The organism is Sinomonas flava, from assembly GCF_039531875.1.
Classification (GTDB): domain Bacteria; phylum Actinomycetota; class Actinomycetes; order Actinomycetales; family Micrococcaceae; genus Sinomonas; species Sinomonas flava.
This window is the reverse complement of the sequence record NZ_BAAAQW010000003.1, coordinates 155343-172595: the sequence shown is the minus strand read 5'-3', so window position 1 is coordinate 172595 and position 17253 is coordinate 155343. Positions and strand designations below refer to the sequence as shown.

At 72.0% G+C, this 17253-nt stretch carries 18 protein-coding genes and 2 tRNA genes; 17 read left to right on the top strand and 3 right to left on the bottom strand.

Annotated elements, in window-relative coordinates:
* Window positions 1-667, bottom strand: a 667-nt coding sequence (locus ABD298_RS03470) for a vitamin K epoxide reductase family protein (RefSeq protein WP_344298298.1), incomplete at its 3' end; no start/stop codon positions are given.
* Window positions 668-1056: 389 nt separating this feature from the next.
* Here ABD298_RS03470 and ABD298_RS03465 point away from each other — a divergent pair.
* The 16 genes from ABD298_RS03465 to ABD298_RS03390 all read left to right on the top strand — a co-directional run bounded on the left by ABD298_RS03465 (window position 1057) and on the right by ABD298_RS03390 (window position 15721).
* Window positions 1057-4464, top strand: coding sequence for an Rne/Rng family ribonuclease (locus ABD298_RS03465; protein ID WP_344298297.1), 3408 nt, complete (start codon window positions 1057-1059; stop codon window positions 4462-4464).
* 2 nt (window positions 4465-4466) lie between these two features.
* Window positions 4467-5987: a bifunctional hydroxymethylpyrimidine kinase/phosphomethylpyrimidine kinase gene (locus ABD298_RS03460; RefSeq protein WP_344298296.1), complete on the top strand. Its 1521-nt coding sequence runs from the start codon at window positions 4467-4469 to the stop codon at window positions 5985-5987.
* Window positions 5988-6258: 271 nt separating this feature from the next.
* Window positions 6259-6570 (top strand): 50S ribosomal protein L21, encoded by a 312-nt coding sequence (rplU, locus tag ABD298_RS03455; RefSeq protein ID WP_208712996.1) that lies wholly within the window; start codon window positions 6259-6261, stop codon window positions 6568-6570.
* A gap of 53 nt (window positions 6571-6623) precedes the next feature.
* The gene (gene rpmA / locus ABD298_RS03450) at window positions 6624-6875 is read left to right on the top strand and encodes a 50S ribosomal protein L27 (RefSeq protein ID WP_208712691.1); all 252 of its coding nucleotides are present in this window, start codon (window positions 6624-6626) and stop codon (window positions 6873-6875) included.
* Between the two features lie 175 nt (window positions 6876-7050).
* Entirely contained in the window at window positions 7051-8652 is a 1602-nt protein-coding gene (gene obgE / locus ABD298_RS03445) for a GTPase ObgE (RefSeq protein WP_344298295.1), read from the top strand.
* On the top strand, window positions 8642-9772 hold the full coding sequence (gene proB / locus ABD298_RS03440; protein ID WP_425564344.1) for a glutamate 5-kinase: 1131 nt from the start codon (window positions 8642-8644) through the stop codon (window positions 9770-9772). Before obgE ends, proB begins: the two co-directional genes overlap by 11 nt.
* A 44-nt stretch (window positions 9773-9816) precedes the next feature.
* On the top strand, window positions 9817-11166 hold the full coding sequence (locus tag ABD298_RS03435; protein ID WP_344298293.1) for a glutamate-5-semialdehyde dehydrogenase: 1350 nt from the start codon (window positions 9817-9819) through the stop codon (window positions 11164-11166).
* 102 nt (window positions 11167-11268) lie between these two features.
* A complete protein-coding gene (locus ABD298_RS03430; protein WP_344298292.1) occupies window positions 11269-11511 on the top strand; it encodes a hypothetical protein in 243 nt (80 codons plus the stop codon).
* 71 nt (window positions 11512-11582) lie between these two features.
* Complete coding sequence (gene nadD, locus ABD298_RS03425) at window positions 11583-12215, top strand: nicotinate-nucleotide adenylyltransferase (protein WP_255405760.1); 633 nt, start codon at window positions 11583-11585, stop codon at window positions 12213-12215.
* 5 nt (window positions 12216-12220) lie between these two features.
* Window positions 12221-13531 (top strand): hypothetical protein, encoded by a 1311-nt coding sequence (locus ABD298_RS03420; RefSeq protein WP_344298291.1) that lies wholly within the window; start codon window positions 12221-12223, stop codon window positions 13529-13531.
* Between the two features lie 30 nt (window positions 13532-13561).
* Entirely contained in the window at window positions 13562-13954 is a 393-nt protein-coding gene (gene rsfS / locus ABD298_RS03415; protein ID WP_344298290.1) for a ribosome silencing factor, read from the top strand.
* Window positions 13955-13958: 4 nt separating this feature from the next.
* Window positions 13959-14636 carry a histidine phosphatase family protein gene (locus tag ABD298_RS03410; protein WP_344298289.1) on the top strand — a complete coding sequence of 226 codons (678 nt, stop codon included), beginning with the start codon at window positions 13959-13961 and terminating at the stop codon, window positions 14634-14636.
* Between the two features lie 140 nt (window positions 14637-14776).
* Window positions 14777-14849, top strand: a tRNA-Ala gene (locus ABD298_RS03405).
* Between the two features lies 1 nt (window position 14850).
* Window positions 14851-14923, top strand: a tRNA-Ala gene (locus ABD298_RS03400).
* A 171-nt stretch (window positions 14924-15094) separates the two neighbouring features.
* Window positions 15095-15241: a hypothetical protein gene (locus tag ABD298_RS03395; protein ID WP_208712684.1), complete on the top strand. Its 147-nt coding sequence runs from the start codon at window positions 15095-15097 to the stop codon at window positions 15239-15241.
* A 63-nt stretch (window positions 15242-15304) separates the two neighbouring features.
* Window positions 15305-15721 (top strand): MarR family winged helix-turn-helix transcriptional regulator, encoded by a 417-nt coding sequence (locus ABD298_RS03390; RefSeq protein WP_344298288.1) that lies wholly within the window; start codon window positions 15305-15307, stop codon window positions 15719-15721.
* Window positions 15722-15785: 64 nt separating this feature from the next.
* On the opposite strand, the gene ABD298_RS03385 is transcribed toward ABD298_RS03390, so the two are convergent.
* The gene (locus tag ABD298_RS03385; RefSeq protein WP_344298287.1) at window positions 15786-16169 is read right to left on the bottom strand and encodes a cupin domain-containing protein; all 384 of its coding nucleotides are present in this window, start codon (window positions 16167-16169) and stop codon (window positions 15786-15788) included.
* 52 nt (window positions 16170-16221) lie between these two features.
* Here ABD298_RS03385 and ABD298_RS03380 point away from each other — a divergent pair, with 52 nt between their 5' ends.
* Window positions 16222-16899 carry an alpha/beta hydrolase family protein gene (locus ABD298_RS03380; protein WP_344298286.1) on the top strand — a complete coding sequence of 226 codons (678 nt, stop codon included), beginning with the start codon at window positions 16222-16224 and terminating at the stop codon, window positions 16897-16899.
* Window positions 16900-17018: 119 nt separating this feature from the next.
* Here the strand turns inward: ABD298_RS03380 and ABD298_RS03375 are convergent, their stop codons facing one another.
* The gene (locus ABD298_RS03375; RefSeq protein WP_344298285.1) at window positions 17019-17222 is read right to left on the bottom strand and encodes a hypothetical protein; all 204 of its coding nucleotides are present in this window, start codon (window positions 17220-17222) and stop codon (window positions 17019-17021) included.
* Between the last annotated feature and the right edge of the window lie 31 nt (window positions 17223-17253).

The window sequence follows — 17253 nt, the reverse complement described above, 5'->3', positions numbered from 1 at the left end:
ACGGGATGAACATGTGGATGAAGCGGAAGAAGATCGAGGCGATCACACCGACGTAGAGGACGGCGACGATGATCCATCCCCAGTCCGCAAGACCGCGGGCGAGCGCCCGGGGAGCGGGGATCACGCCGTGGACGAGGTTGCGGACTGTGGTCCACACGAACAGCGGGATCATCATGGACCACACGACCATGCACAGCGGGCAGAGGATGCCGATCGCGTAGAGCGCCTGGCTCCAGAGCCATACGACAAAGGCGAAGCCGAGCGTCACGCCGATCTGGAGGCCGATCCAGTACCAGCGGCTGAAGGCGGCGCCGGCGAGGAGGCCCATCGCCGTCGTGAGCGTGACCGCGAACGCCACGATGCCGATGAACATGTTGGGGAAGCCGAACGCCTGGCTCTGCCACGTGTCCATCACCTCGCCACACGAGATCCACGGGTTGACGTCGCACACCGTCACGTGTCCGGGGTCCCGGAGCTTCTCGATCTTCTCGAGCACGAGCATGCCCGAGGCGATCCAGCCACCGACGCTCGTGATGAGCACGAGCCACGCGAACGGGACGCGCCTGGCCATGGTGGGAACGTCGGGAGCGCCGGTGCCGGGGCGGGATGCGGCATGGCTGCTTCCGGGCACGGTGTGCGCGCGGCCCGTGTCGGTATGGGGTGTCATTCAGGAGGTCCTTCCTGGGCGGATGCCTCGATTGTAGGCGCGCGGTCTGGTGGGAAGCTGAGCCGAAGGTCCGTCACCGGCTCGCCGGTGTGTGAGACAATGCCTGTGGCCGGGCACTGCCCCACATGCAGTGGCCGGTCCGGTGTACAGCGAGAAGACCGCCGGCCCTTGCACGCCCCTCCGGGATCCACAGATCCCCCGCGGGGCTCGGGGCAGGAGCGGCACCTGGCCGGCCCTCACGGGAGGCGGGTTGCACGCGGCACCGGCCCGCGCGACCGAGTCGCACGGGCAACGGACTGACTTTCGTCGGCGCCCGCGGGTGCCGGCTCGTGGCGCCGCCACGGGTGCCGTATGTGGGGGTTCCCGGGGCGGCTTTGGAGTACGCACAGATGGATATCGAACAGCAGGCCGGCGAAACGGCTCCTGAAACGTCCCCCGCCGAGGTGGAACAGGACAAGCCCCGCCGCAGCACGCGCCGTCGGGCCGCGGAGAACGCCCGTCCCGACGACGGGGACACGGGCACCGCCGAGGAGGCGCCCGCGAAGCCGAAGCGGGCGACGCGGAGCCGCCGCAAGGCAGAAGCCCCGGCAGTGGAGGATCCCGCCCAGGAACCCGTCGTCGGGGCCGGGCAGAGCGCTCCGTCCGACGGGCCCGCAGCCCCCAGCGAGGAGGCGGCACCGTCTGCGACGGCTGCTGCTCCCGCACAGCAGGAGGCCCCCGCAGAGGTGCCGTCGCGCTCGCGGCGGCGCACGTCCGCCCGGGCGGCTGCCGCCAAGGCCGATTCACAGTCCGCCGCGGCTACGCCGCCGGCGCCGGATGCCAGCGAGCCGGAGACGGCCCAGGCGGACCCAGACGCCTCGGCGCCGCGGGCGAAGAGCTCGGTCCGTGCGCGGCGCCGCGCCACGGTGTCCCGCTCGGCCGCAGGCGGCTCTGCCGCCGCGCAGACCGACCCCGCACCGACCGCCCCCGCCGAGGAGGCAGCCGGCCGCACTGGGACGGTGGCCACCGAGACCGCTCCGGCGGGGCCCGCTCCAGCGGCGCCTGCCGCCGCGGAGACCGCGGCCGCCCCGGCGAACCAGCCCGCGGCCGAGAGCTCCTCGCCCGCCCAGCCGGAAGCGGCGAGTGCCGAGACCGCGGCCGCCCCGAAGGCGGCGGCATCCCAGGAGCACGGGGTGGACGACGAGGAGCAGGCCTCCGGCTTCCCCGGGCTCTTCAGCTCGGCGCTCTCGCCGACGTCGATGATCTTCCAGGCACCCGATCTCAGCGCGATTGTCCGGCCAGAGCCGGAGCCGGAGGAGGAAGCCGAAGAGGACGAGGAAGAGGACGAGGAGACCGGCGCGGGCAGCCGCCGCCGTCGTCGCAACCGCGGCCGCCGCGCCCGCACGCGGACGGGCGGCGAGGATGCCGCCGAGTCGGCAGGTGACGAAGGCGACGGCGACTCGGAGGCAGCCGAGGCCGACGGCGAAGAGGTCACCTCGCGCCGCCGTCGTCGGCGCCGCAGGGGAGAGGCCGACCTGGAGCTCGAGGGCGGCCTCGACGACGACCCGCCCGGGACCATCACGCGGGTGCGCGCTCCGCGCGCGCCGTCGGAGCCAGCGGGGAACCGCGTGGCGACCGTCAAGGGCTCGACGCGCCTCGAGGCGAAGAAGCAGCGCCGCAGGGAATCGCGCGAGTCGGGCCGTCGGCGCCATGTGATCACCGAGGCTGAGTTCCTGGCGCGACGCGAATCCGTGGACCGCCAGATGGTCGTCCGGCAGAAGGAGGACCGCATCCAGATCGCCGTCCTCGAGGACGGGGTGCTCGCGGAGCACTTCGTCTCCAAGACGCAGCAGGACTCGCTGATCGGCAACGTGTACCTCGGCAAGGTCCAGAACGTCCTGCCGTCCATGGAGGCGGCGTTCGTCGACATCGGCCGCGGCCGCAACGCTGTGCTGTACGCCGGCGAGGTCAACTGGGACGCCGCGGGCCTCGATGGTGCCCCGCGCCGCATCGAGAACGCCCTCAAGTCCGGCGACTCGGTGCTCGTGCAGGTCACGAAGGACCCGGTGGGCCACAAGGGCGCGCGCCTGACGAGTCAGATCTCGCTTCCTGGCCGCTACCTCGTCTACGTGCCCGGCGGGTCGATGACGGGCATCTCGCGGAAGCTGCCCGACGTCGAGCGCACCCGGCTCAAGAAGATCCTCAAGGACCGCCTGCCCGAGGACGCGGGCGTGATCGTGCGCACCGCGGCCGAGGGTGCGAGCGAGGAGGAGCTCACCCACGACATCAACAGGCTGCGCGCCCAGTGGGAGTCGATCCAGACCCAGGCGGCCTCGACCAAGGTGCTCGCGCCTGAGCTGCTCTACGGTGAGCCGGACCTGACCATCAAGGTGGTCCGGGACGTCTTCAACGAGGACTTCTCGAAGCTCATTGTGAGCGGCGAAGAGGCGTGGGACACGATCGAGGCCTATGTGACCTATGTGGCGCCGGATCTCCTGGGCCGCCTCGAGAAGTACGAGGGCGACGAGGACATCTTCGCCCATTGGCGCATCGACGAGCAGATCCACAAGGCCCTCGACCGCAAGGTCTTCCTGCCCTCCGGCGGCTCGCTCGTGATCGACCGCACCGAGGCGATGACGGTCATCGACGTCAACACCGGCAAGTTCACCGGCTCCGGCGGCAACCTCGAGGAGACCGTCACCAAGAACAACCTCGAGGCCGCGGAGGAGGTCGTCCGGCAGCTGCGCCTGCGCGATGTGGGCGGCATCATCGTCATCGACTTCATCGACATGGTGCTGGAGTCGAACAGGGACCTCGTGCTCCGACGCCTGGTCGAGTGCCTCGGCCGCGACCGGACAAAGCACCAGGTCGCAGAAGTGACCTCTCTTGGACTGGTCCAGATGACCCGCAAGCGCATGGGCACGGGCCTGCTCGAGGTCTTCGGCGAGACCTGCGAGGTGTGCGCCGGCCGCGGGGTCATCACCCACGACGAGCCGGTCGAGCGCGGGGGAGCCCGTCCCGCAGTCCCCGCTGCCGAGCAGCAGCCGGTCCGCACGGAGAGCGCCTCCGCAGGCGGCCGCAAGCGCCGCCGCCGTGGAGGTGCCCAGAATGGGGAGGCCCAGCCTCAGCCCGTCCCGGCGCCCGCAGCCGCGCCCCCGGCGGACGACGCCGAACGGAAGGCCCGCGCCGAGGCAACCCGCGCGGCTCTCGCCGCGGTCGCCGCTGCCGCCCACGCTGCACACGTGCACGACGACGAGGTGGCCGCCTCGCGGGGCTCCGGAACCGAGGCCGAGGCGCTGGCCCACGACGCCGGCCCGGCCGGTGCCGCCCCGGCCCACGTGGACGCCGGGCAGGCCGAGGCCGAGGCCCCCGAGCCGGTGGTGTCGCCCGTCGACGCAGCTGTCGAGCACGTCCACACGTCGGAGACCCCCGCCCCCGACTCGCCCGCGTCGGAGCTGGCCCCGGCTGTGCTCACGATCGGTGGCGAGCGAATCGAACTGCCCCACGGTGAGAGCGTGCCGGTGCCACCCGCCGCGGCCCCGGCACTGAGCCTCGACGCGCTGACCCACGCCTTCGACCAGCTCACGGGGGAACGCCACGCCCCCGCGGGCGAGGAGAAGACCGGTCGGCGCCGCCGCAGCCGTGGGGCGCGGAGCGGCCAGGGATCGGCCGAGGTCACGCGCGTCGACGCGGCGGCGGGCGCGGTCGGCGGGCAGACGAGCTCGGCCAAGGCCGCCGCGAAGCCGGCCACGGCGCCGTCCGGGTCCGGCGACGAGCCCCTCATCCTGGGCGTCGGCGTCCCGGCGTCGGAGCTGTGAGCGTGGCCCGCGTTCCCCGGGTCCTCAGCATCGCCGGCTCCGACCCCTCGGGAGGCGCCGGCATCCAGGCCGACCTCAAGAGCATCGCTGCCATGGGCGGTTACGGGATGAGCGCCATCACCGCGCTCACCGCGCAGAACACCCGGGGCGTCACGGCGGTTCATACCCCGCCGGCGGAGTTCCTCGTGGCGCAGCTCGAGGCGATCGCCGACGACATCGCGGTCGACGCCGTGAAGATCGGCATGCTCGCCGACACCGCGGTGATCGCTGCGGTCCGCGAGTGGCTCGACGCGAACCGGCCGGGCGTCGTCGTGCTCGATCCGGTCATGGTCGCCACGAGCGGCGACCGGCTGCTGGAGGCCGACGCCGAGGACGCGCTGCGCGACCTGCTCACCCGCGCGCACCTCATCACGCCCAACCTGCCCGAGCTGGCCGCGCTGCTCGCCGAGCCGGTGGCCGCGACGTGGGGCGAGGCCCTCCAGCAGGGCCGGCGGCTGTCCGAGCGGACCGGCGCGGCCGTCCTCGTCAAGGGCGGCCACCTCGACGGCGCAGAGTGCCCTGATGCGCTCGTGGACGCCCAGGCCGTGGGGTCGCCGGTTGTGGCCGAGATCCCGGGCGAGCGTGTGCAGACCCGCAACACGCACGGGACGGGCTGCTCGCTGTCCTCGGCGATCGCGACAGTCCAGGCCCGCACGGGTGACTGGGCGAACTCGCTCGCCGTGGTCAAGGAGTGGCTCCGCGGCGCCCTCGAGGCCTCGGACGAGCTTGAGGTCGGCTCGGGGCACGGGCCCATTCACCACTTCCACCACGCGCGCGCTGCGGTCCCTCTGGCGCCCGGCGAATTCACAGACTCGCTGTGGGAGTCCACGGCCAAGGTCCGCGCCGAGATCGATGCCCTGCCGTTCATTGCGCAGCTCGACGGGGGCAGCCTCCCCGAGAAGCACTTCGCCTACTACCTCTCCCAGGACGCGATGTACCTGAACGGCTACTCGCGGGTCCTGGCCCGGGCGAGCGCGCTGGCGCCATCCGAGGCCGAGCAGGCCTTCTGGGCGGAAGGCGCACGCGTGTGCCTCGAGGTCGAGGCGGAGCTGCACCGGACCTGGCTCAGCCGCCACGCCGCGCACGACGCCGCGTCCTCCGGAGGCGGCCGGGGCACCGGCGGCGCGGTCCCCGGCCCTGTGACGAAGGCGTACGTGGACCACCTGCTCGCCGCGTCGGCGTCCGGCTCGTACGGCGTGCTCGCGGCAGCGGCCCTTCCCTGCTACTGGATCTACGCCGAGGTGGGCGCCGCGCTCCATGCGCGCCACGCGGCCCGCGAGGACAGGGAATCCCACCCGTACGCCCAGTGGATCGGCACCTACGCAGACGAACGGTTCGCGGAGGCGACACGGCGGGCCATCTCCTTCACGGACGCGGCGGGCCGCCGGGCCTCCGCCGCCGAGCGGGAGGCGATGCGCACGGCGTTCACCTCCTCAGCGGTCTACGAGCGCGAGTTCTTCGACGCGCCGCGCCGCTTCGCGTGAGTCCGTGCCGGGCTCGGGATGGGCTAGACTGAACCGTGCGTGCTTTCCGGCCTGAGCGGCTGGCCCCGGCGCATTTGCGACCGGGCGGAGGACTGGCGTATCCTTGATCCTCGGTGCTTGCGCCGTCACTTGGGTGTTATCCCAGGGATTCCCCTCGCGGACTCACGGCAGAAGCACAGCAAGAGCGCCTGACGGACCATGCTTCGGTGTGGGACCCGGGCGCTGCGCGCAAAGAGCTTTAGAAATATCGTCGAGAGAAGTGAGTTCCCAAGTGGTGTACGCGATTGTCCGCGCCGGCGGCCGCCAGGAGAAGGTCTCTGTCGGAGACTTCGTGACCCTCAACCGCGTGGCCGGCGAGGCCGGCAGCACCGTCGAGCTGCCCGCCCTGCTCGTGGTCGACGGCGACAAGGTCACCTCCGCAGCGGCCGAGCTGGCCAACGTGACGGTCACCGCCGAGGTCCTCGAGGACCTCCGCGGCCCGAAGATCATCATCCAGAAGTACAAGAACAAGACCGGGTACAAGAAGCGCCAGGGCCATCGCCAGGAGCTGACCAAGGTCAAGATCACCGGCATCAACGCCTGAACCCTCACCGGTTCACCCAGACCTGACACGATTCTCCCAGGGAGGCACAGCTCATGGCACATAAGAAGGGCGCAAGCTCCACCCGCAACGGCCGCGACTCGAACGCCCAGCGCCTCGGCGTGAAGCGCTTCGGCGGCCAGTCCGTCAACGCCGGCGAGATCCTCGTCCGCCAGCGCGGCACGCACTTCCACCCCGGCAACGGCGTGGGCCGCGGCAAGGACGACACCCTCTTCGCACTCACGGCCGGCGCGGTCCAGTTCGGCACCCGCCGTGGCCGTCGCGTCGTCGACATCGTCGCTGCCTAGCAGGCACAGACGCGAAGGCCGCGCAAGCGGCCTGCGCCTTCGGGCGCACAGGTGAGCATCAGGGTGGAGTGGGCCTTCGGTCCGCTCCACCCTTTGCTGTGTCCGGGATCCTTCTGGGGCCCGGCGGCAGCGAACACTAGAATCGGGTCAGACCCGAACAGCTAAGGAGAATGAAGTGGCCAGCTTCGTGGACCGCGTGGTCCTGCATGTCTCGGGCGGGAACGGCGGGCACGGCTGCGTCTCTGTCAAGCGCGAGAAGTTCAAACCGCTCGGCGGCCCCGACGGGGGCAACGGCGGGAACGGCGGCGACGTCGTCCTGCGCGTGAGCCACCAGACGACGACCCTCCTGGACTACCACCACTCGCCGCACCGGCACGCCCAGAACGGCGGCCCGGGCATGGGCGACTGGCGGGTCGGCCACCAGGGCGAGACGCTCGTCCTGTCAGTGCCGGACGGCACGGTCGTGAAGTCCCCCGACGGCAAGGTCCTCGCGGACCTCGTCGGCGAAGGGGCCGAGTTCGTCGCTGCCGCCGGCGGCCAGGGCGGCCTCGGCAACTCCGCGCTCGCCTCCGCCAAGCGCAAGGCGCCCGGATTCGCCCTCCTCGGCATCCCGGGGGACACCCGCGACATCGTCCTCGAGCTCAAGTCCATCGCCGACATCGCGCTCGTGGGGTACCCGTCGGCGGGCAAGTCGAGCCTCATCGCCGCGATGTCCGCGGCGCGCCCGAAGATCGCCGACTACCCCTTCACGACCCTCGTGCCGAACCTCGGCGTGGTGCAGGCCGGCGACGTGCGCTTCACGATCGCCGACGTCCCCGGGCTCATCGAAGGCGCGAGCGAGGGCCGCGGCCTGGGACATGACTTCCTCCGCCACGTCGAGCGCTGCGCGGCCATCGTCCACGTCCTGGACTGCGGGAGCCTCGAAGCGGAGCGGAACCCCATCGACGACCTCGACGTGATCGAGCGCGAGCTCGAGAAGTACGCCGTGGACATGAGCTACGCCGGCGTCGACGGGGACGTGGTGCCCCTCAACGACCGCCCCAAGCTCGTGGCGCTGAACAAGACCGACCTTCCCGACGGGAAGGACATGGCGGAGATGGTCCGGCCCGAGCTCGAGCGGCGCGGCTACCGGGTGTTCGAAGTCTCCGCGACGTCCCACGCCGGGCTCCGGGCCCTCGGCTTCGCGATGGCCGAGATCGTCCAGGCCGCCCGCGACGCCGTCGAGACGGCCCCGCCCAAGGTGGCACCCGCCGTCCTGCGTCCCCGGGCCGTCAACGAGGCCGGGTTCACGATCCGGCGCGAGGAGCGCAACCTCGAGCCGCTGTTCCGCGTGCTCGGCGACAAGCCCGAGAAGTGGGTCAAGCAGACCGACTTCGCGAACGAGGAGGCGATCGGCTACCTCGCCGACCGGCTCAACCGACTCGGCGTCGAGGACCAGCTGTTCAAGGTCGGGGCGAAGCCCGGCGACACGGTGGTGATCGGCGAGGACGACGCCGTCGTGTTCGACTGGGAGCCGACCATGATGACCGGGGCCGAGGTCCTCACCGGGCCGCGCGGAACGGACATCCGCTTCGCCGACTGGGAGCGGCCCACCCGCGCCCAGAAGCGCGAGGAGTACGAGGACCGCAAGGCCGCCAAGGCCGCGGCGCGCGAGGAGCTCGAGGCCGAGCGGCGCGCCGGCATCTGGACCGAGTCCACGCGCCGTCGTGCCCCACAGCGCGACGCGGCGCGGGAGCAGGTGGACGAGGGGGAGTGGGCCGATGACGATGACCGCTGAGCCGCTCGTGCGCGGGCGCGAATGGCTGCCCCAGGCGCAGCGGATCGTGGTCAAGGTCGGCTCCTCCTCGCTCACGACCATCCGGGGAGGGATCTCCGAGCGGGCGCTCGCGGCCCTGGTCGACACGCTTGCCGACCGCGCCAACGCCGGTGCGGAGATCGTGCTCGTGTCCTCGGGAGCCATCGCCGCGGGGCTCGCGCCCCTCGGGCTCGAGCGGCGCCCGAAGGACCTGGCGACCCAGCAGGCAGCCGCGAGCGTGGGCCAAGGCCTCCTCATGGCCCGCTACACCCAGGCCTTCGGCGCGCACGGCGTCACGGTGAGCCAGGTCCTGCTCACCGCGGACGACCTCGTCCGGCGCACCCAGTACGCCAACGCGCACCGCGCGCTCGAGAAGCTCCTGCACCTCGGGGTCGTGCCCGTGGTCAACGAGAACGACACCGTCGCGACGCACGAGATCCGCTTCGGCGACAACGACCGCCTCGCGGCCCTCGTGGCGCACCTCGTCCACGCCGACGCGCTCGTGCTGCTCTCGGACGTCGACGCCGTCTACACCGGGCCCCCATCCGAGGGCGGGGAGCGCATCGAGCATGTGCGCGGTTCCCATGACCTCGAGGGCGTGCGGATCGGGAGCGCCGGCAAGGCCGGCGTGGGGACGGGCGGCATGGCCACGAAGGTCGAGGCCGCCGCCATCGCCGCAGGATCGGGCATCCCCGCGCTGGTGACCTCGACCGCCGCCGCCGGACGGGCGCTCGCCGGCGAGGACGTGGGCACCTGGTTCAGCGTCAATGGCCGCCGGAAGCCGGTGCGGCTCCTCTGGCTGGCCCACCTCGCGGCGACCCGGGGAACCCTCGTGCTGGACGACGGCGCCGTCCGCGCCGTGCGGGACCGCCACCGGTCGCTGCTGCCCGCCGGGGTGACGTCCGTCGCGGGAGACTTCGAGGCGGGCGACCCGGTGGAACTGGCCGACTCCGCGGGGACCGTGGTGGCCCGCGGACTCGTGAACTTCTCCGCCGACGAGATGCCGGCCATGCTCGGGCGCTCCACGAAGGACCTCGGGCGGGAGCTCGGGCCCGAGTACGAGCGCGTCCTCGTGCACGTGGACGACCTCGTGCTGGTGTGACGCAGGGCGCCCCGCGCAGCGGGCCGCCTCGGTAGACTTGGTCCATGACTGACACCGCCCACGAGACCGTCCCCGCCGAGCAGGCGAGCGTCGCAGCGTCACCCGCGGCCTCCGAGCAGCCGAAGCTCTCGCCAGCGGACGTCGAGTCGGCAGTGTTCGCCATCGGCGACCGCGCACGGCGCGCGTCGCGCACCATCGGACGAGCCAACCGGGCCTGGAAGGACCGCGCGCTGCGCGCGATCGGTGCGGCCCTGAAGGAGAACGAGGACGCCATCCTCGCGGCCAACGCCAAGGACCTCGAGGCCGGGCTCGCCGGCGGCACGTCGAAGGCCCTGCTCGACAGGCTCGCGCTCAACCCCCAGCGCATCGACGGGCTCGTCGCCGCACTCGAGAACCTCGCGGGCCTGCCTGACCCCGTCGGCACCGTGGTGCGTGGCCAGACGCTGCCCAACGGGCTGCGGATGCGCCAGGTGAACGTCCCGATGGGCGTCGTCGCCGCCATCTACGAGGCCCGCCCCAACGTGACGGTGGACATCGCTGGGCTCGCGCTCAAGAGCGGCAACGCCGTGATCCTGAGGGGCGGGAGTGCGGCCGCCCACACCAACACCGCCCTTGTCGCGATCCTCCGCGACACCCTCGACTCGGTCGGGCTTCCCGCCGACGCCGTGCAGAGCGTCGACGCGTACGGGCGCGAGGGCGCGAATGTCCTCATGCGCGCCCGCGGCCGCGTGGACGTCCTCATTCCTCGCGGCGGCCGGGAGCTGATCCAGAGCGTCGTGCTCAATTCGACCGTCCCCGTCATCGAGACCGGCGAGGGCAACGTCCACATCTTCGTCGACGCCTCCGCCGACGAGGAGATGGCCGTGGAGATCCTCCTCAACGCCAAGACGCAGCGCCCCAGCGTGTGCAACACCGTGGAGACGGTGCTCGTCCACCGCGACTCGACGGTGCTGCCCGCCGTCGCCCGGGCGCTCGCCGGGAAGGGTGTCCGGCTGCACGTCGACGGCCGCACGATGGCCGCGCTTCCGGAGGGCGTGCGCGCAGAGGCCGCGACCGACCACGACTGGGCCACCGAGTACATGGACCTTGACCTCGCGGTGGCCACGGTCGACTCGATCGACGACGCCCTCGAGCACATCCGCCGCTGGAGCACGGGCCACACCGAGGCGATCATCACGAACGACCTCCGCAACGCCGAGCGGTTCATCGCCGAGATCGACTCCGCGGCGGTGATCGTGAACGCCTCCACCCGCTTCACGGACGGCGGCGAGCTGGGCCTCGGCGCGGAGGTGGGCATCTCCACGCAGAAGCTCCACGCGCGCGGGCCGATGGGCCTGACCGAGCTCACCACCACGAAGTGGATCGTGCAGGGCGAGGGGCAGGTTCGCGCCTGAGCTGCGGGGTAGGATGATCTTCAGCAGCAGGCGCCGCGAGGCCGCGGACCGCACCGTCCGCGGCCCTGCGGACGCCGTGAGAACGACTCTGAAGGGGAGACCATGCTGGCAACGCTGATCAGCACCGCAGTCATCGCGTCCGGCCAGGCCGGTGGGCACGAGGAGAAGGCTCCGCTCATCGCCGAGCCGTGGGTGATCGGCATCACGCTGTTCGTGATCTTCGTCGTGCTCATGTTCGTCACGATGTCGTACTCGAACCTGGGCCGCCGTCACGAGGCGATCGAGGAGCACGCGGACCCGCACCGCCAGCACCCGAACAAGCACGACCGCGGCCAGGGCCACTGAGCCCTCTGGCGTTGGCCCCGGCAGAGGCTGTGGCGCCGTCAGGACAGCGCGGGAGCGGACGTCGAGTCCGCCTGGGCGTCATGGGCGGCACCTTCGACCCGATCCACCACGGCCACCTCGTGGCCGCGAGCGAGGTCGCGTCCAAGTTCAACCTCGACGAGGTCGTGTTCGTGCCGACCGGCGAGCCGTGGCAGAAGTCCAAGCGCCGCGTCAGCACGCCCGAGCACCGCTACCTCATGACGGTGATCGCGACGGCCTCGAACCCGCGCTTCACGGTCAGCCGCGTGGACATCGACCGCCCCGGGCCCACCTACACGATCGACACCCTGCGCGACCTGAGGCGCCTGCGCCCCGAGGCCGACCTGTACTTCATCACGGGCGCGGACGCGATGGCACAGATCGTCTCGTGGAAGGACGTCGACGAGCTGTGGGAGCTGGCCCATTTCGTCGGCGTGACGAGGCCGGGCCATGAGCTCCACAATCTGGGGCGCAAGGACGTGAGCCTGCTCGAGGTGCCCGCCATGGCCATTTCGTCGACGGACTGCCGGGCCCGCGTCGCCGTCGCCGAGCCGGTGTGGTACCTCGTGCCGGACGGAGTCGTGCAGTACATCGCCAAGTACGGCCTGTACCGGGACGGTCCGGACGGGGACGCGGCAGAAGAGAAGCACGGAGAGGCAGGAGACGCAGCGCCAGCTGCGCGGTGACAGCCATGAGCAACGAGGAGAAGCCCATCACGAGCCGGCGCGAGCGGCGTCTCGCGCAGGCTGGGCTTGCAGCGACGGGGCAGGAGCCGCGGCTCACACCAGCCCAGGCCGAGGCCGAGGCCCGCGCCAAGGCGGCGGCGCAGGCCGAGGCTGCGCGGGCGCACGCAGCGGGAGTCTCGGCCGCCCATGCGGCAGCGGAGGCGCAGGCGCGGCCCTTCGGAGAAGGGACCCGGCCCTCTGCTCAGCCATCGGAGCCGCTCACGGACCGGACGGCCGCTGTGCGTGCCCGCCGGGCGCTGGACGTGCCCGCTGACAGCGTCCGACAGAGCGGACCCGAGCGCAGTTCGCAGGCGAGGGCCCGCGATCGGGCGGCGCAGCGCATGCTCCGTGAGCTCGCGGAGAAGGAGCAGGCAGTCCAGGGCTCGTCCAGCCCCTACCCCTCGCGCCGGGCGCTGCGGGAGCGGGAGACCGGCAAGGTGCCCCGGGTCACCCCGCAGGAGGCGTTTTCCGAGGCGCCCCGCGCCCCGGAGAGCGAGGCCCCCCGTGGGCCCCTCCAGGGCTCGGGGGCTCCGCAGCCAGCGGTGTCGCCCGCCCAGCCCCAGGCGCAGCCCCAAGCGAGGGTCCCGGTCCCCGGCCTCGACCCCGCGCCGCCCACGGCGATGCAGGGAATCGTCCCGCAGGGGCTCACCGTCACGCCCGCGCTGGGTCCCGAGACCGGGTCCTTCCGCAAGCTCAGCCATGAGCAGATCGCCGCCGCGCGCGAGTTGCTCAAGGAGCAGGCGAAGAACCAGGCCGCGATGCTCGAGGGCCAGCGCGGGGGCGACGCCACCGACGTCGACCCGGAGGTGCTCGCGGAGCAGGTCAGGATGGCCGAACGTGCCGCCATCCTGAACCGTCGCGCCCAGGCCAAGCAGCGTCTGGCCGAGGAGAGCCGGCGGGAGACCGCTGCTCCCGCGCGGAAGGCGCCCACACCCACCGCCACGGACAACCTCGCGATGGTGACGCCGCTCGAGTTCGTCAACGTGCCCGGGGTCCCGCACCCCGTCATGAAGCCCCCGACGACCACGCACGTGCCCATCACCACCGGTCAGACTGACCGCCAGAAGAGGCGTCCGGCCGAACGGCGGGCCGCGGCGGAGCTTCCGGAGGGAGCACCCGTGTCGGCGCGCAACGCCCACGGGCTCACTCCGCTCGACGCCGCGCAGTCCGGGGCCCGCCGTGCGGAGCGCGAGCGGCTCATCCTGCTGGGCATCGGCGCCGTGGGCATCCTGGCCCTCATTGTCGCCATCGTCATCATCGTGCTGGGCAGCAGCTAGCTGCCCGCGACCAAGCCTCCAAGGAGAAGAGTGAGCGCAACAGACTCGGCCATCGAGCTGGCCCGCACGGCAGCCCATGCCGCCGCCGACAAGCTGGCGGAGAACATCGTCGCCGTGGACGTGAGCGAACGGCTCGCCATCACGGACATCTTCGTCATCGCGTCCGCCGAGACCGAGCGTCAGGTGAACGCGGTGGTGGACAACATCGAGGACGAGCTCATCGAGCAGCTGGACCGGCGCCCGGTGCGCCGCGAGGGCCGCTCCGAGGGACGCTGGGTGCTCCTCGACTTCGGCGACGTGGTGGTCCACGTCATGCACGCCGAGGACCGCGCCTTCTACGCGCTCGAGCGGCTCTGGAAGGACTGCCCCTTCCTGGACCTCGGCTTGGACGGCTCGGGAGCGGCCGCGCCCGCCGCGGGCTGAGCCGGTGAAGCCTGACCACTTCCGCGCCGTCGGACGCCGCATCGTCTTCTGGCGCCACGGCCGCACCGACTGGAACGCTGCCGGCCGCTTCCAGGGCCAGACTGACATCCCCCTGAATGAGGAAGGGCAGCGCCAGGCTGTTGCGGCAGCGCGACGCCTCGCGTCCCTCGAGCCGAGCGGCATCGTCGCCTCGGACCTCGAACGGGCACGCACGACGGCGGACGCACTCGCCTCGCTCACGGGGCTGCCGGTGGCCGTGGACTCGGGCCTGCGCGAGACGAATGCCGGCGTGTGGCAGGGCCACACCTTCGACGTCATCCGGGCGATGGATCCCGAGGGCCTGCACCGCTGGGAAGAGGGCGATGTCCACCTCCCCGCCGGCGGTGCCGAGACCCGTCTCGACGTCGCCGCACGCGTGCACCGGGCGGTGGACCGCGCCCTGGCCGGCGTGCCCGCGGACGGGACACTCGTCGTCGTGAGCCACGGCGGAGCGATCCGCGTGGGCCTCGCGCACCTTCTGGGCCTCCCGCACGGACTGTGGGGCGCTCTCTCAGGCCTGTCGAACTGCTCGTGGTCCATCCTCGAGGAGCGGCGCCCGCACGACGACGGGACGCCGCGGTGGCGCCTCGGCGAGCACAATGCGGGCACCCTGCCGGTGCCCGTGACCGTCGAGGAGGGCTGAGCCCACGGCGGTTGAGCGGAGTCGAAACACCGGCCCATCGATTTGTGCGCAGGGGCCGAATCGTTCTAAGATATTCGAGTTGCTCCGGACGGGGAGCGGTGGTCATCGGTCTCCTCCACACCGTTCGGAATGCGACTCTCGGGGCTGTGGCGCAGCTGGTAGCGCACCTGCATGGCATGCAGGGGGTCAGGGGTTCGAGTCCCCTCAGCTCCACGGGGGTATGGCGCAGTTGGTAGCGCGTCTGCATGGCATGCAGAAGGTCAGGGGTTCGAATCCCCTTACCTCCACCCAATGAGAGGGCCGTCCGGAAGGGCGGCCCTTTCTGCATTCCCGCTTGCACCTGCGCTCGGCGTTCCGCGGGCGTTCACCTCGACGTCGCCCAGCCTCCCTAGACTGGCGCTGCCCGGGCTTGGCCAGAACGATCCGATGATCCGCTCGCCTCCGAGAGGGAACGTGCCGTGAAGCTCCTCGAGTACATCGACCTTGTGGAAGACCTGACGTCCGCCGTCCTGGACGGAGACGCCGCAGCCGCCTCGAGCCTCGCCCAGACCGTCAAGGCGATGGGCAGGGAAGTACGCCATGAGACCGGGGCAGCTGTGGACTGAAGGCCCTGGGCAGCGCCCGGCGCCTGCGGCATAGTGGTCCTGCGGACGACCCGGGAGGAAGCCATGACCGACCCCCAGAAGCCGCTGGGCTACCTGCTCAAGACCCTCGACAGGCTCCTCGAGGAGCGCTTCGAGGAGGCCCTCGAGCGGCATCGCCTGAGCCGGCGCCAGTGGCAGCTCCTCAACGTCCTCGCGGCGGGGGAGGAGACGCTCGGGCAGCTCGACGAGGCCGTTGCCCCGTTCCTGAACACCGCTGCGGGGGAGACCTCCGAGCGGTACCTCGAACCGCTGCTCAGCGGAGGCCTGGTGGCCGAGAAGGCCGGCGTCTACCGGCTCACGGACGCCGGCCGGACCGAGCTGCGCACGGCCAGGGAGGCGGTCGAGGGGCTCCGGGACGCCACCGTCAAGGGGCTCGACGACGGCGAGTACGAGCGGACCCTGCGTGCCCTCGAGGCGATGATCGACAATCTCAGCGCCTGACACCCCGCGCCTGAACCGCGCGCCCGAACAGCTCTCTGGGCGGGTACGCCTCTGCCGCGCCGCCCTAGGGCCGGGGGCGAGGCGAGAGGCCCAGGCCCGGCTTGCGCACGTGGACGGAGAGGTAGCTGAGGCCGTCCGGTCCCGCGGCGAACGCCCTCCGGGACCGACGCGGCAGCCACACGAGCTTCCCCGGGGATAGCCGGAGGTCGCCGCCGTCGGTGGAGAGGACTCCGCCGCCCGAGACGATGTGCAAGAGGACGTCCAGGTCCGGCCCGACGTGGCCCTCGATGGTCCCGCCCGCCGGGAGGGCGACCACGTTCGCGTCGAGGTCGCGAGGATCCATGGTGAGCCGGAAGACGGCACCCGACGCCGCGGCGTCGTGCGTCTGGGCCAGCACGCCCGTGTCGGCCAAGATGCGGGGGAGGCCTGTGCCGGACGTCTCTGCCATGACCACACTCTAGGCGTCCCGGCCGCCCGGCCCGGGCAGGCATGATGGTCGTATGACGCGCGAGCACGGCACCCGGATCACCCTCCCCACGCCGTCGGGCGACGTCTCCGCCGACTCGTCCCGGCCCGACGGGGCGCACGCGACGGTCCTCGTGGCCCACGGCGCCGGGGCGGGCATGGACCACCCCTTCATGCTCGGCTACTGCGACGCGCTCAACGAGGTGGGCGTCGCGACGCTGCGCTTCAACTTCGCCTACATGGAAGCAGGCAAAAAGGTGCCCGACCGGGCGCCGAAGGCGATCGCAGTGTGGGCGGCCGTGATGGACGAGGCGCGACGGCGTTCGGCAGGGGAGCCGCTCTGGGCCGCGGGCAAGTCATTCGGGGGCCGCATGGCCTCCATGGCCGCTGCCGAGGGGGCCATCGAGCCGGCGGGCCTCGTGTTCCTCGGCTACCCGCTGCATCCTGCGGGCAAGCCGGAGAGGCTCCGCGACGAGCACCTCTACGCGCTCCGGCTCCCGATGCTGTTCCTCCAAGGGACGCGCGACACCCTCGCGTCCGCAGACCTGCTCCAGGGCGTGGTCTCGAAGCTGCCGACGGCGACGCTCGCCTGGCAGGAGGGCGGGGACCATTCCTTCGCCGTCAAGGGCGCGAAACGGACCCCCTACGCGATCGGCGCCTCTCTGGCCGACCCCACGGCCGCATTCGTCAGGGAGCACGCCCCGCGGGCTTAGGCCGGCTCGCAGGGGGCGCAAGGTCGGCTCGCAATCGGCGCACCGGCCTCTTGCGCAGGCGCGCGCGGAGTGGTCCTCTGTACTGCGTGGACCCCGAGCTACGCTGGCTCGACGGCCTCTCACAGGCCGATCTGGTCCGGACCCGCAGGGCGAGCCCGGCGGAGCTCGAGGCTGAGCACCGCGAGCGCATCCGCCTCCTCCTCGAACCCCACATCCGGCACGCCCTTCAGGGAGGGGTCACGCTGGGCGCGGGAGACCGTCTCGGAGCGCACCCAGGAGCTCGCCCTCCGCCACGCCCGGGCGGGGCTCGTGACGCTCGGCAAGACTGCGACCTGCGAGTTCGGCCCTGCGCCG